This is a genomic window from Nocardioides sp. SYSU D00038, assembly GCF_016924665.1.
Lineage (GTDB): Bacteria > Actinomycetota > Actinomycetes > Propionibacteriales > Nocardioidaceae > Nocardioides.
Genome location: NZ_JAFFJT010000004.1, coordinates 37,489 through 51,318, shown reverse-complemented (window position 1 = coordinate 51,318; position 13,830 = coordinate 37,489). Strand labels below are relative to the sequence as shown.

The 13,830-nt window shown below is 73.6% G+C and carries 10 protein-coding genes; 8 read left to right on the top strand and 2 right to left on the bottom strand.

The features are described 5' to 3' along the window. The first annotated feature begins 20 nt into the window (after positions 1 to 20). The 4 genes from JT721_RS00570 to JT721_RS00555 all read left to right on the top strand — a co-directional run bounded on the left by JT721_RS00570 (position 21) and on the right by JT721_RS00555 (position 6,364). Positions 21 to 2,882 carry a BTAD domain-containing putative transcriptional regulator gene (locus JT721_RS00570; RefSeq protein WP_205470942.1) on the top strand — a complete coding sequence of 954 codons (2,862 nt, stop codon included), beginning with the start codon at positions 21 to 23 and terminating at the stop codon, positions 2,880 to 2,882. Between the two features lie 100 nt (positions 2,883 to 2,982). Continuing rightward, positions 2,983 to 3,504, top strand: a complete 522-nt coding sequence (locus JT721_RS00565) for a GNAT family N-acetyltransferase (RefSeq protein WP_205470941.1) — start codon at positions 2,983 to 2,985, stop codon at positions 3,502 to 3,504. A gap of 32 nt (positions 3,505 to 3,536) precedes the next feature. Next, the gene (locus JT721_RS00560) at positions 3,537 to 5,339 is read left to right on the top strand and encodes a hypothetical protein (RefSeq protein WP_205470940.1); all 1,803 of its coding nucleotides are present in this window, start codon (positions 3,537 to 3,539) and stop codon (positions 5,337 to 5,339) included. A 44-nt stretch (positions 5,340 to 5,383) separates the two neighbouring features. Beyond that, positions 5,384 to 6,364, top strand: a complete 981-nt coding sequence (locus JT721_RS00555; RefSeq protein ID WP_205470939.1) for an Ig-like domain-containing protein — start codon at positions 5,384 to 5,386, stop codon at positions 6,362 to 6,364. Between the two features lie 1,269 nt (positions 6,365 to 7,633). On the opposite strand, the gene glgX is transcribed toward JT721_RS00555, so the two are convergent. Further along, positions 7,634 to 9,787 (bottom strand): glycogen debranching protein GlgX, encoded by a 2,154-nt coding sequence (gene glgX, locus JT721_RS00550; protein ID WP_205470938.1) that lies wholly within the window; start codon positions 9,785 to 9,787, stop codon positions 7,634 to 7,636. Positions 9,788 to 9,931: 144 nt separating this feature from the next. Between glgX and JT721_RS00545 the strand changes: the two genes are divergently transcribed. From JT721_RS00545 to JT721_RS00530, 4 genes are all read left to right on the top strand, one after another. Further along, positions 9,932 to 10,711, top strand: a complete 780-nt coding sequence (locus JT721_RS00545) for an enoyl-CoA hydratase/isomerase family protein (protein WP_205470937.1) — start codon at positions 9,932 to 9,934, stop codon at positions 10,709 to 10,711. 102 nt (positions 10,712 to 10,813) lie between these two features. Beyond that, positions 10,814 to 11,323, top strand: a complete 510-nt coding sequence (locus JT721_RS20595; RefSeq protein WP_240339870.1) for a hypothetical protein — start codon at positions 10,814 to 10,816, stop codon at positions 11,321 to 11,323. Positions 11,324 to 11,512: 189 nt separating this feature from the next. Next, positions 11,513 to 12,301, top strand: a complete 789-nt coding sequence (locus JT721_RS00535; protein ID WP_205470936.1) for an electron transfer flavoprotein subunit beta/FixA family protein — start codon at positions 11,513 to 11,515, stop codon at positions 12,299 to 12,301. 18 nt (positions 12,302 to 12,319) lie between these two features. Next, positions 12,320 to 13,270: an electron transfer flavoprotein subunit alpha/FixB family protein gene (locus JT721_RS00530; protein ID WP_205470935.1), complete on the top strand. Its 951-nt coding sequence runs from the start codon at positions 12,320 to 12,322 to the stop codon at positions 13,268 to 13,270. A gap of 63 nt (positions 13,271 to 13,333) precedes the next feature. On the opposite strand, the gene JT721_RS00525 is transcribed toward JT721_RS00530, so the two are convergent. Continuing rightward, entirely contained in the window at positions 13,334 to 13,792 is a 459-nt protein-coding gene (locus JT721_RS00525; protein ID WP_205470934.1) for a DNA polymerase ligase N-terminal domain-containing protein, read from the bottom strand. Positions 13,793 to 13,830: the final 38 nt, after the last annotated feature.

Here is a 13,830-nt window from a genome sequence, read left to right as displayed (position 1 = left end):
AGGTCATAGGGTGACCCCCGATGATCACGGTGCTCGGACCCCTCGCGGTCCACGGTGACGGCCCCGTCGACGTCGGCTCGCCCCGGCACCGCGAGGTGCTCGCCGCGCTGGTCGTCGACGCCGGACGGGTGGTCTCCACCGACGCCCTGCTCGAGCGGGTCTGGGGCGACGGCGCCCGCGGCGGCACCACCGCCAACCTGCACGCGATCATCTCCCGGCTGCGCGCCCGGCTGCGCGACGGCACCGGTATCGAGATCGCCACGGCCCCGCCCGGCTACCGGCTCGATGCCGGGCCGGGGGAGGTCGACGCCGTCCGGTTCCTCGACCTGCTGGCCGCCGCCCGCGCCGCCCAGGCGGCCGGCGAGACCGAGGCCGCCCGCCAGCACGTCGCCGACGGCCTGGGCCTGTGGCGGGGCGCGGCGTACGCCGACATCCCGCACCCGTTCGCCGAGGCCGAGGCCGCCCGGCTCGACGGGCAGCGGCTGGCGGCCGAGGAGCTCGCCGGCGAGCTCGACCTGGCGCTGGGCCACCACGAGCCGGTGCTCGACCGGCTGCCGGCCCTGGTGGCGCAGCACCCGCTGCGCGAGTCGCTGCGGGCGCTGCTCATGCGGGCGCTCTACCGCGCCGGGCGGCAGGCCGACGCGCTCGCGGTCTACGCCGAGGTCCGCGAGGTGCTGGCCGACGAGCTCGGCCTCGACCCCGGGCCCGAGCTGCAGCAGCTGCACCAGCGGATCCTCGAGCACGACCAGTCGCTCCTGGTCGAGCGGCCCGCGCCGGCGCCGGCCGTCCCCGCGCGCCCGGCGGCCGCCGAGGCGCCGGCCACCGGCGGGCTCCGCTCCGACGTGGTGCCGCCCAGCAGCCCGCTGCTCGGCCGCGAGCAGGAGGTCGCCTACGTGCGCTCGCTGCTCGAGGGGTCGACCCAGCGCCTGGTCACGCTCACCGGCGTCGGCGGGGTGGGCAAGACCCGGCTGGCGCACGCGGTGGCCGAGGCCGCCGCCGCGTCGTACCGCGACGGCGCGGTGGTGGTCTCGCTGGCCCCGCTGAGCGACCCCGCGACCGTGCTGCCCGAGGTCGGTCGCGCCACCGGGCTGAGCGGGGTCGAGGGCCTCGACCCGGTGCCGGCGCTGGTCGAGCACCTGCGCGGTCAGCAGCTGCTCCTGGTGCTCGACAACCTCGAGCACCTGCTCGACGCCGCCGCCCCGCTGAGCCGGCTGGTGGCGAGCTGTCCCGAGCTGACCGTGCTGGTGACCAGCCGCACCACGCTGCGGGTCCGGGGCGAGGTGCAGTACCAGGTGCCGCCGCTCCCGCTGCCCGAGCCCCAGGAGGCCGACCCGGAGGTGCTGGCCGACTCGGCGGCGGTGGCGCTGTTCGTCGACCGGGCCGCCGCGGTCGCGCCGTCGTTCGCCCTCGAGCCCGGCAACGCGGCCGCGGTCGGCTCGATCTGCCGACGGCTCGCCGGCATCCCGCTGGCCATCGAGCTCGCCGCGGCCCGGGTGCGGCTGATGCCGCCGGCCGCGATGCTGGCCCGGCTCGAGGAGGTGATGGCCGCGGGCGGTGCCCGCGACCTGCCGCCGCGGCAGCGCACGATGCGCACCGCGATCGACTGGAGCCACGAGCTGCTGGAGCCGGCCGAGCAGGAGCTCTTCCGCCGCCTCTCGGTCTTCGCGGGCGGGTTCACCCTCGACGCCGTCGAGGCGGTCGCCGACGACCTGCCCGGCGTCCTCGGCCTGCTGGAGTCGCTGGTGGAGCACTCGCTGGTGCTCCCCGACGCCGACCACCCCGACCTGGCCCGGTTCCGGATGCTCGAGCCCATCTCGCAGTACGCCGACGGGCTGCTCCGCGGCGAGGAGCGGGCTGCCTCCCGGCAGGCCCACCGCCGCTACTTCCGCGACCTGGCCGGCCGCCTCGAGCCGGCCTACCGGGGGCCGGGCACGATCGGGGCCCTGGCGGTCGCCGAGCGCGAGCACGCCAACTTCGTCGCGGCGCTCGACTCCGGCATCGAGGACGGCGACGGCGACCTCGCCGGCTGGTTGGCCTGGGACCTGTGGCTGTTCTGGTGGCTGCGCGGCGCGCTGCTCGAGGGCCGGAGGATCTGCTCGGCCCTGCTCGGGATGGAGCTCTCCGACCCGGTGCGGGTGCGGACGAGTGCCGTGCTGGCGGCGATGGCCTTCGCGGGCGGCGACCTGCGGACCGCGCGCGAGTACTGGGAGAGCGGCAACGAGCTCGGCGAGCGCACCGGTGACCTGGCCGGTCGGTCGCACAACCTCGCCGGCGTCGGCCTCGTGGCGCTGGGCGAGGGCGACCTCGACGGCGCGGTGCGCGCGCTCGAGGACACGATCCCGCTGTGCGAGGAGGCCGGGCTCGGCGGCGCCTGGATGTGGACGCTCGCGCACGTGTGGCTCGGCACGGTCGCGCTGCTCCAGGGCGACCTGGCGCGGGCCGCCGAGAAGGTCGACCTCGCGCTGGCGGCTGCGCACGAGCGCCAGGACCCGCTCGCCATCTACATCACGCTGTTCACCGCCGCCCAGGTCGCTCTCGCGACCCACGACCCCGCGACCGCCCGGCGCCAGCTCGAGGAGGGCATCCGGCTCAGCCTCGACACTGGCGACATGGCCAACCTGGCCTACTTCCTCGACACCCTCGGCGTCGTGGACTCCCTCGCCGGGGCGCACCGGCGGGTCGCGGTGCTGCACGGCGCCGCGCAGCGGCTGCGCGAGACCGTCGGGGCCAACGTCTACGGCTACTACAAGCCCGACGAGGCGATGCTGGCCCAGGCGATCGACGGCGCCCGCGCGGCCCTGGGGGCGGCGTTCGACGAGGCCGTCGCGGCCGGCCGGAGGATGGGCATGCCGGAGGTCGTGGCCTTCGCCACCGGCTCCTAGCGGGCCCCGGCGGCGGCCGCCGGCGTCGGGTCAGGGCGGCGACAAGGCGCCGCAAGCGATCCGCAGGGGAGCCGCAAGCGGCGCCGCCGAGGGTGGTGCCATGGACGAGACCACCACCTGGCTGCCCGTCGGCTGGCAGCACCCGACCCGGGTCGCGCTGCCCACCGGGCACCACCTGCGCCCCATCCGGGCCACCGACGTCGACCTCGACCTGCCCGCGGTGATGGGGTCGCGCGACCGGCTCTGGTCGATCTACGGCGCGGCGTGGGGCTGGCCCCCGGTCGGCATGACCCGCGAGCAGGACCGCGAGGACCTCGCCCGGCACGAGGCCGAGATCGAGGCGCACGAGTCGTTCAACTACGCGCTCTTCGACGCCGCCGAGTCCGCGCTGCTCGGCTGCGTCTACGTCGACCCGCCCGAGAAGGCCGGCGCCGACGCCGAGATCTCGTGGTGGGTGGTCGACGCCCTGGTCGGCAGCGAGGTCGAGGCCGCCCTCGACCGGTTGGTGCCGGCGTGGATCGCCAGCGACTGGCCGCTGACCCGACCGCGCTACGTGGGCCGCGACCTGACCTGGGACGAGTGGATCGCCCTGCCCGACCTGCCGGCCCGCGCCGCCCTGTGACCCCCGCACCTCTCCCGAACGGACCAGCAACCATGCCTCCCCGCCCCCACTCCCGCCGCGGCCGCACCCGGCCCCGAGTCGTCGGCGCGCTGCTCGCCAGCCTCGGCCTGCTCCTGAGCCTGCTCGCGCTGGCGCCGCCGGCGATGGCCGGCCAGGTCGGCGTGACCATCGGCATCCAGGGCGCCGGCCGCGTCGACGTCGTCGAGGGCTCCCTCGAGGACAACGGCTCCACCGTGTGCGACTTCACGACCAACAGCGACCACCGGGTCACCCACTGGTGCTCGCGGGTGCGCAACTCCGAGCCCTTCGAGGCGTGGGTGTGGCTGCGGCCGACCCCGGCCGCGGCGCCCCGGGGCGCGTGGAGGTTCGACGGCTGGGAGGGCTGCGACCAGACCCGCGAGACCAAGGGCGTGACCGAGTGCGCCGTCCACTCCGGCGCGTTCTCCTCCGACGAGCGCAAGCCGCTGGCGCGCTTCCGCGACGTGCAGCCGCCGGTGATCAGCAACCTCCGGCTCACCCAGGTGCCGGAGACCCAGGGCACCTTCCGCGTCGACTTCGAGTACGACGGCATCTACGCCGAGTGCCGTCTCGACGAGCAGGCCTACGCGCCGTGCGAGCCCGGGAAGGTGATCAGCGCGCCGGCGGGCGCGCACGAGTACTGGGTCCGCACCGAGGACATGTCGGGCAACGTCAGCGCCACCAGCCTGATGTTCCGCGCGGTCGAGACCCAGCTCCTGACGGCCCCGCCGAAGGAGTGGAACAGCAGCGAGGTGCGGTTCACGTTCCGCACCATCGGCGGCAGCGAGTTCCTCTGCCGGCTCGACGGCGCCGACCTGAAGCCGTGCGGTGCCGGTCCCGACGGCGTGATGGCCTACGGCGGTCTCTCCGACGGGTGGCACACCTTCGAGGTCACCAGCCGCCACTTCGGCTGGGTCGACCAGACCTCGGCGACGTACTCGTTCGTCGTCGACACCAGCGCCCCCGAGGCGGTCCTCGAGCGGCACGTGATCGACGGCACCTCCGCCCGCTTCGAGTGGCACGCCACCGGTGCGGTGCGCCACGACTGCCGGCTGACCCTCGGCCTGACCGAGGGCCGGTGGACCCGGTGCGACTCACCGATGGTCTACACGGGGCTGCCGGACGGTCAGCACCGCTTCGAGGTCCGCAGCACCGACACGGCCGGCAACCAGCAGCAGGTCCCGACCTCGCACGCCTGGATCGTCGACGCGGGGGCACCCGAGACCACGCTCACGGGCGGCCCCGCCGACCGCGGCTGGCTGCTCGACCGCACGGCGCGGTTCACCCTCGGCGCCAGCGAGGCCGGCACGCTGTCGTGCACGCTCGACGGCAGGGCCCGTCCGTGCGCCCCGGGGGCACTCACCCTGCCCGGGCTGACCTCCGGCACCCACCTGCTCACCGCGACCGCCACCGACGGGCGCGGCAACGTCGACGCCTCGCCGGCGACCCGCAGCTGGACGGTGCCCCACCTGGCCGCCGAGCTGCGCCAGCGGAAGAAGTGGACGACCAAGCGCTCCGCCCGCGCCTACGGCGGCAGCTACGTCACCACCCGGCGCAAGGGCGCCGCGCTGACCCGCCGGGTCACCGGCGCCCGGCGGATCGCGCTGGTCGCTGGCGGCGGCCGCCGCCACGGCACGGTCAGGGTCTACGCCGGCAAGCGGCTGCTCGGCACGGTCCGACTCGCCGGCCGCGCCACCAGTCGCCGGCTCGTCGTCCTACCGGCGCTCGCGGCGCCGTACACCGGCCCGGTCCGGGTCGTGGTCACCAGCAAGAAGCGGCCCGTCCGCATCGAGGGCCTGGGGGTGGCGACCCGATGAGCGCCTCCCGGCCCAGCACCTCTCCCCTCCACGAAAGGCACGTCATGAAGAAGCTCCTGCTGGCCCTGCTCGCGACGCTCGTCGCGACCGCGGGCCTGCTGGCCCCGTCGACCCCCGCCTCTGCGGCGGGGGAGTGGCAGGACGGGAAGTCCGACTCCGACATCATCTACGACTGCTGGCTCAAGCAGCCGCGCACGGGCGTCAGCGCCAACGTGGGCTGGCGCACCGCCGACAACCAGGTCCCCGAGGTCGGCGAGACGTTCTACGTCCGCGGCTACATCGGCCTGATCGGCATGCCGTGCAGCGAGGGCGTCAACGTCGTACCCCAGCTGGTCCTCCCCGCCGGGCTGGAGTTCGCCGAGGGCGCCTACATGTGGGACCTCCAGGACTACGGCGACTCCCAGGACATGCGCGAGCGCAACTTCACCTACGACGAGCTCCCCGAGGCGACGCTGATCGGCGACGAGAACGGCAACCCGTTCTTCCTCGACCAGGGCGACGTCTTCGAGTTCCAGTTCCCCGTCAAGGCCACCCGCCAGATGAAGGGCCCCGCCACCCAGCGCCCCGAGTGCCGCAAGCGGATCGAGGGTGACGGGCCCTGCCCGATCGCGGAGTCCGGCGACCACTTCCAGGTCGGCTTCACCGTCAACGGGCACGGCGGCGACCGGCACTACGTGACGCCGTACGTCGGGCTGTTCGTCGCCCCGAAGGGCGGCAGCGGCGGCCCGGGTCAGCCGACCGTCAAGGCCGCCTCGAAGACCACCGCCACCTACGCGGTGAAGAAGGGCAAGAAGGGCACGGCGACGGTCAAGGTCACCAGCGCCAAGGTGCCGACCGGCCAGGTCGTCCTGCTCGACAAGGGCAAGCGGATCGCCAGCGGCAAGCTCGCGGCCGGCCACCGCGGCCGGATCGTGCTGAGGCTGCCCAAGCTGAAGAGGGGCGTGCACAAGCTCGTGGTCAAGTACCTCGGCTCGAGCACGGTCAAGCCGTCCGCGTCGGCCACCAGGACCCTCCGGGTGCGCTGACGACACAGACCCGGGAGACCTGGGGGTCCACCGGTGCCGGGGGGGGGGGGGGGGGGGCCCCCCCCCCCCCCCGGGGGGGGGGCGCCCCCGGGGGGGGGGGGGGGGGGGGCCCCCCCCCCCCCCCCCCCCGGTCGTCGTGCCCACCGCTGGTCGAGGTGCGAAGGCCGCCAGGCCTGAGCCTCGAGACCCGGTGAGCCGAACGCCCTCCCGTTCGCGGGGACTCCGCGGACGGTGCTCGGGCGGGGGCTGACTCCGGGTGGTGTGATCCGGGCGGGTGCTGACTGTTGGTGGGGTGTGGGTGCGGGGTGCCGCGCGTGGTGGGGCACTGCGGCTGCTGCGCGCCGGACGTCGTTCGGCACTCGTTGCCGTGTCGCCGGACTCTGCCCTGCGGTTCCCCGGCGCTCGTCTCGGCGCCACGCCGCCGTTGACGTGCCGAACGACGCCCCTCGCTCCGCTGCCTCCGTGCCGTGCGACGCGGCACGCCGGCGTGCGGATCGGGCGCGCGCCGGTGGTCGAGCAGCGAGCGCCAGCGAGCGTCGTCGAGACCCGGTGAGCCGACCGCCGGGCGTTGGTCGAGGTGCGAAGGCCGCCAGGCCTGAGCCTCGAGACCCGGTGAGCCGAACGCCCTCCCGTTTGTGGGGACTCCGCGGACGGTGCTCGGGCGGGGGCTGACTGCAGGTTGGTGTGATCCGGGCGGGGTGCTGACTGTTGTGGGGTGTGGGTGCGGGGTGCCGCGCGTGGTGGGGCGCTGCGGCTGCTGCGTGCCGGACGTCGTTCGGCACTCGTTGCCGTGTCGCCGGACTCTGCCCTGCCGTTCCCCAGGTTCGCTGCGGCGCCACGCCGCCGTCTACGTGCCGAACGACGCCCCTCGCTCCGCCGCCTCCGTGCCGTGCGACGCGGCACGCCGGCGGTGGGGCCGGTGCGTGCGCTGGTTGAGGAAGGACGAAGTCCTTCACTCGTTACCCGGTGAGACGAGAGCCTTCCCGTTCCCACCGGAGGGCTTTCGTCGTACGGGGTTTCGAGACAGTCGCTAGCGCGACTTCCTCAACCAGCGGTGGTGGGGCGAGCGCCCTCCCCAAGCACCGCGAGCGACCCCAGGTTTCGCCGAGCCGTCGTTCATTGACGCCGGGTCGGTGCGATCTGGTGACAACTGGCGCCGGGTCGGCGCTCCCGAGTCAGCATCCCGTTCCCACCGGAGGGCTTTCGTCGTACGGGGCTTCGAGACAGTCGCTAGCGCGACTTCCTCAACCAACGCGGCTCGACCACCGCTCAGGACTGGCGGAAGACCACGAGCGACTGGCGGCCCAGGGCGAGGCGGTCGCCGGCCTTGACCGGGGTGCCGACGGGGAGCTTGGCGTCGGTGGAGAGGACCACCTCGCCGGCCTGCACCCAGTCGTTCTCGGGGAGCTCGAGGCGCAGCGGGCTGTCGCCGGGGTTCATCCAGATCATGAACGACGCGTCGAACTGCTGCTCGCCGCGGGGGCCGGGGGAGCGGAGCGGGGCGCCGGAGACGAACATGCCGACGCAGGTGAGCGACTCGTCGTGCCAGTCGTCGCCGGTCATCTCGCGACCGGAGGGGTGCAGCCAGGCGAGGTCCTTGGGACCGCCGCGGATGGTCGGGCGGCCTTCGAACCAGTGCCGCTGGCGCAGCGCAGGGTGCTCGCGGCGCAACCGGAGGGCGGTCTTGACCACGTCGTAGACGTCGAGCCAGGCGTCGTCGGGGCGCCAGTCGATCCAGGAGGTCTCGTTGTCCTGGCAGTAGGCGTTGTTGTTGCCGCGCTGGGTGCGCCCGCGTTCGTCGCCGGCGGTGATCATCGGCACGCCGTTGCTCAGGCAGAGCGTCGCCATCAGGTTGGCCACCACCCGGCGGCGTCGCGCGACGATCGCCTCGTCGTCGGTCTCGCCCTCGACGCCGTGGTTCCAGGAGCGGTTGTTGTCGGTGCCGTCGCGGTTGTCCTCGCGGTTGGCCTCGTTGTGCTTGTGATCGTAGCTGGCCCAGTCGCGGGCGGTGAACCCGTCGTGGGCGGTGACGAAGTTGACCGAGGCGTACGGCGAGCGCCCGTCGTCGGCGTAGAGGTCGGAGGAGCCGGCCAGCCGGGTGGCGACGGTGCGGATGCCGCCGGACTGGTTGCGCCAGTAGTCGCGCATCTCGTCGCGGAACTGGTCGTTCCACTCGATCCACGGCGGCGGGAACTCGCCGACCCGGTAGCCGGTCATCGAGGCGTCCCAGGGCTCGGCGACGAGCTTGACGTGGCGCAGCACCGGGTCCTGGCCGATGGCGACCAGCAGGTGGGAGCGCATGTCGACCTCGTGGTCGGTGCGGGTGAGCGCGGAGGTCAGGTCGAAGCGGAACCCGTCGACGTGCATCTCGGTGACCCAGTAGCGCAGGGAGTCGAGGATCATCCGCAGCGCGAACGGGTGGGAGGCGTCGACGGTGTTGCCGCACCCCGTGACGTCCCAGTAGGTGTCGTCGAAGCCGGCGCCGGTGGACGGCGGCCGCACCCGGGTGTAGACGAGGTCGTCGAGGCCGCGGAACGACAGCGTCGGACCGAGCGCGCCTGCCTCGGCGGTGTGGTTGTAGACCACGTCGAGCAGCACCTCGAGCCCGGCGCGGTGGAACTCCCGGACCATGTGCTTGAACTCGGTGACCTGCTGGCCGCGGTCGCCGGAGGCGGAGTAGGCGGCGTGGGGCGCGAAGTAGGCCAGGGAGTTGTAGCCCCAGTAGTTGACCAGGCCGCGCTCGCGGATCGACGGTTCGGTCACGAAGTGGTGCACCGGCAGCAGCTCGACCGCGGTGACCCCGAGGTCCTTGAGGTAGTCGATCACCGCGGGGGTCGCCAGGCCGGCGTAGGTGCCGCGCAGCTCCTCGGGCACCCGGTCGTGGAGCTGGGTCATGCCCTTGACGTGCAGCTCGTAGACCACGGTGTCGCGCCAGCGTCGGTAGAGCCGCTCGTCGCCCTCCCAGTCGAAGTGGTCGTCGGCGACCACCACGCCCTTGGGCACGTGGGGTGCGGAGTCCACGGTGCTCAGCTCCTCCGGCGCGCCGAGCTGGTAGCCGAAGATCGCGGGGTCGGTGCCGAGCTCGCCGCTGACCGCCCGGGCGTAGGGGTCGAGGAGCAGCTTGGCGGGGTTGAACCGCAGCCCCTGCTCGGGCAGCCACGGCCCGGCCATCCGGTAGCCGTAGCGGGTGCCGGGGGCGACGCCGGGCACGGCGCCGTGCCAGATGCCGAGGGACTGCTCGGTGAGCCGGTGCTGCTGCTCGCCGCCCTCCTCGTCGAAGACGCACACCCAGGCCGCGGTGGCCTCGGGGGCGTGCACCGCGAAGTTGGTCGCCTCGGCCGACCAGGTCGCGCCCAGCGGGAAGTGCCGGCCCGGCCACACGGCCGCCCGCTCGCCCTCCCTGCGCCACAGTCCCGGACTCATTCCCGTGATTCTCCCCGATGACGGCACAATGCCCCGGAGGTGCCCCCGGTCGTCCGGCCGGAGGGGTGAGGCCCGCCACGTCGGCGGCCGCACCGGGACCGACCGAGGACCGAGCCGAAGCAGAAGCGAGCACAGGAGCGTGGCATGGGTGAGTTCGTCCGACTCGAGGTGGCCGACGGCGTGGGGACGATCCGGCTCGACCGGCCGAAGATGAACGCCCTCAACGAGCAGGTGCAGGAGGAGATCCGGGGCACCGCGGCCGAGGCCACCGCCCGCGACGACGTCAAGGCGGTCGTCGTCTACGGCGGCGAGCGGGTCTTCGCGGCGGGCGCGGACGTCAAGGAGATGGCCGAGATGTCACACACCGACATGGTCAAGCGCTCCTCCGGCCTGACCAGCGCCTTCACCGCCGTCGCCCGGATCCCCAAGCCGGTCGTGGCCGCGATCACCGGCTACGCCCTGGGCGGCGGCTGCGAGCTCGCGCTGTGTGCCGACGTCCGGTTCGCGGCCGAGGACGCCACGCTGGGCCAGCCCGAGATCCTGCTCGGCATCATCCCCGGCGCCGGCGGCACCCAGCGGCTGAGCCGCCTGGTCGGCCCGAGCGTCGCCAAGGACATCATCTTCACCGGCCGGTTCGTGCCCGCCGACGAGGCGCTGCGGATCGGCCTGGTCGACCGGGTGGTGCCCGCCGACCGGGTCTACGACGAGGCGGTCGCGTGGGCGGCGCAGTTCGCCGGTGCTGCGACGTACGCCGTCCGGGCGGCCAAGGAGGCCATCGACCGCGGCCTCGAGGTCGACCTCGAGACCGGCCTGGAGATCGAGCGGCAGCACTTCGCCGCGCTGTTCGCGACCGAGGACCGCACCACCGGTATGCGATCCTTCGTCGAGAACGGTCCGGGCAAGGCCCGCTTCGAGGGTCGCTGACCTCCGGCGCGGAGCGGAGCAGGAATGGGTGCGCCACCCGTCGGACGACGTCGCGCCGAGCCGGGGCCGAGGCTGGGTCGACTGACGGGACGAGGAGGAGCGATGAGGCTGTCCAGGTCCGGGAAGCGGGCGTCCACGACCGAGGGCGAGGGCGTCCCGACGACGGCCGTCCCGACGACGGCCGGCCCGGTGCCTGAGGGCCCCGAGGGCCGACCGGCGGAGGCCGACACCGCGGCAACCACGCCGACGACCCGCACGGGTGCGGTCGTCGTGCCGCCGCCGCCGAAGCGCCGCCGGCTGCGGGCACCCAGCCTGCAGACCTGGCGCAAGGTGCTGGCCCAGCTCCTCTGGCTGCTGTTCGTGCTCGCCGCCGGGTTCCTCGCCGTGGGTGCGCTGCTGATCGCGGTCGACGCCAACGCCGACAACGACCTGGTCGCGTTCGTCCTCGACGCAGCGGACGCCCTCGACCTGGGCGTCTTCTCGGTCGACAACGGCGTGATGAAGTTCGACGGCGCCAACGCCGAGACCAAGAACGCGCTCTTCAACTGGGGCCTGGGCGCCATCGCCTGGCTTGTCGTCGGCCGCCTGGTCGACCGGCTGGTCCGCCCCTGACCCGCCGCTGACCCGCCCCTGACCCGGTGTGACGCGTCCCACCGCCCAGACGTTGGCCCGGGTGGTTGACTCGGCGGTAACCTCACCCACGCCACGCGCGGCGCCCTCTGTGGGCGCCCAGCGGCGTGGTCCCGAGGCAGAGCAGTGCCACACCGAGTGCACAGGAGGGGCCGTCCCGGCCACACCACCATGAACATTGTCGTCTGTGTGAAGTACGTGCCCGACGCCACTGCCGACCGGCAGTTCGAGTCGGACAACACCGTGGACCGCGTCGGCGTCGACGGGCTGCTCTCCGAGCTGGACGAGTACGCCGTCGAGCAGGCCCTCCAGATCAAGGAGAAGGCCGGCGACGACACCGAGGTCACCGCGCTGTGCGTGGGCCCGGAGAAGGCGGTCGACGCGGTGCGCAAGGCGCTCCAGATGGGTGCGGACAAGGGCGTGCTGGTCTCCGACGAGGCGATCGCCGGCTCCGACTACGTCGCCACCTCGCTGGTGCTGGCCAAGGCCGTCGAGAAGATCGGCCAGCCCGACCTGGTCGTGTGCGGCATGGCCTCCACCGACGCCTCCGGGAGCGTGGTGCCGGCGATGCTCGCCGAGCGCCTCGGCCTCCCTCAGGTCACCTTCGCCTCGGTCGTCGAGACCCAGGGCGACCAGGTGCGGATCAAGCGCGACAGCGACACCGCCACCGAGGTGGTCGGCGGCACCATGCCGCTGGTGCTCTCGGTGACCGACCAGACCGGCGAGGCCCGCTACCCGTCGTTCAAGGGCATCATGGCCGCGAAGAAGAAGCCGCTCGAGACCTGGTCGCTCGCCGACCTCGGTGTCGACGCCGGCGAGGTCGGCCTCTCGGTCGCCTGGACCGCGGTCGAGGACACCTCCGCCCGCCCGCCGCGCACCGCCGGCGAGATCGTCAAAGACGAGGACGGCTCCGGCGCCACCGCGCTGACCGAGTTCCTCGTCTCCAAGAAGTTCATCTGAGGACCGGGAGAGGTAGACATGTCTGAAGTCCTGGTGGTCGTCGACCACGTCGACGGCGCGATCCGCAAGCCCACCTTCGAGCTGCTGACCCTGGCCCGCCGCCTCGGCGAGCCGGCCGCGGTCTTCTTCGGCTCGTCCGACAAGGGCGCCGAGGTGGCCCAGAAGCTCGGCCAGCACGGCGCCGAGAAGGTCTACGTCGTCGACGACGCCGAGATCAAGGGCTACCTGGTGGCCCCCAAGGCGGAGGCCCTGCAGCAGCTGGTCGAGAAGGCCGCGCCCGCCGCGGTGCTGTTCGTCTCCGGCTACGAGGGCAAGGAGGTGGCGGCCCGGCTGGCGATCAAGACCGGCTCGGGGCTGATCACCGACGCCGTCGACCTCGACGAGAACGGCGTGGCGACCCAGAGCGTGTTCGCCGGCAACTACACCGTGACCGGCAAGGTCACGCACGGCACGCCGCTGATCACCGTCAAGCCCAACTCCGCCCCGGTGGAGGAGGTGGGCGCGGCCGGCACCGTCGAGGAGTTCGCCGCGACGATCTCGGACGCCGCCAAGACCGCGCAGATCGTGGCCACCCAGCCGCGCCAGGCCAGCGGCCGCCCCGAGCTCACCGAGGCCGCGATCGTGGTCTCCGGCGGCCGCGGCACGGGCGGCAACTTCGAGCCGATCGAGAAGCTCGCCGACGCCCTCGGCGCGGCGGTCGGCGCCTCTCGCGCCGCGGTCGACTCCGGCTGGATGCCGCACACCTTCCAGGTGGGGCAGACCGGCAAGACGGTCTCGCCGCAGCTCTACGTCGCCAACGGCATCTCCGGCGCGATCCAGCACCGCGCCGGCATGCAGACCTCGAAGACGATCGTCGCGGTCAACAAGGACGAGGAGGCGCCGATCTTCGAGCTCGTCGACTTCGGCGTCGTCGGCGACCTGCACACGGTGCTCCCGGCCGTCACCGAGGAGATCGAGAAGCGCAAGTAGCCGCTCCGGCTGCCGTCGAGCGCCCCGTCACCGGTTGGTGGCGGGGCGCTCGTGCGTCCGGGGTCAGGACTCGCTGCCCGCCTCGAGGTCGGCGTTGGTGAGCCCGCTGACCACAGAGGCCTCCTCGAGGGCCAGGTCGCGGCCGGGGTCGGCGTGCTCGCCGTCGACCTTGAGCAGCAGCCAGTTGCGGTCGTGGCCGCCCATCCGGGTGTGCTGGAGCACGAAGCCGCCGGCCAGCTTCTCGCCGTGCAGCACGAACCGCAGGTGTCCGGCGGCGAGCGCGGCGGCGGGGGCGTCGGCGTCGTAGCCGCCCCGGTCCCAGATGATCTTCGAGCCGTGCTCGGTGCCCTCGACGTCGGCGTGGTCGAGGTCGTGGTCGTCGACGCGCATCGCCAGCCGCTTGACCTGCGGGTCGAGTGAGGGGACCTTCGGCACCGCCCACGACGCCAGCACGCCGTCGACCTCGAGCCGCAGGTCGTAGTGGCGGGTGGTGGCGTGGTGACGGTGCACCACGAACAGCATGCCGGGGACGATACGGGCCCGCTCGCGAGGCTGGGACG

Coding starts and splice junctions, on each gene's coding strand:
- JT721_RS00545 (WP_205470937.1), top strand. CDS start 9,932: ATGGGTGAGTTCGTCCGACTCGAGGTGGCCGACGGCGTGGGGACGATC.
- JT721_RS00535 (WP_205470936.1), top strand. CDS start 11,513: ATGAACATTGTCGTCTGTGTGAAGTACGTGCCCGACGCCACTGCCGAC.
- JT721_RS00565 (WP_205470941.1), top strand. CDS start 2,983: ATGGACGAGACCACCACCTGGCTGCCCGTCGGCTGGCAGCACCCGACC.
- JT721_RS00560 (WP_205470940.1), top strand. CDS start 3,537: ATGCCTCCCCGCCCCCACTCCCGCCGCGGCCGCACCCGGCCCCGAGTC.
- JT721_RS00530 (WP_205470935.1), top strand. CDS start 12,320: ATGTCTGAAGTCCTGGTGGTCGTCGACCACGTCGACGGCGCGATCCGC.
- glgX (WP_205470938.1), bottom strand. CDS start 9,787: ATGAGTCCGGGACTGTGGCGCAGGGAGGGCGAGCGGGCGGCCGTGTGG.
- JT721_RS00555 (WP_205470939.1), top strand. CDS start 5,384: ATGAAGAAGCTCCTGCTGGCCCTGCTCGCGACGCTCGTCGCGACCGCG.
- JT721_RS00525 (WP_205470934.1), bottom strand. CDS start 13,792: ATGCTGTTCGTGGTGCACCGTCACCACGCCACCACCCGCCACTACGAC.
- JT721_RS20595 (WP_240339870.1), top strand. CDS start 10,814: ATGAGGCTGTCCAGGTCCGGGAAGCGGGCGTCCACGACCGAGGGCGAG.
- JT721_RS00570 (WP_205470942.1), top strand. CDS start 21: ATGATCACGGTGCTCGGACCCCTCGCGGTCCACGGTGACGGCCCCGTC.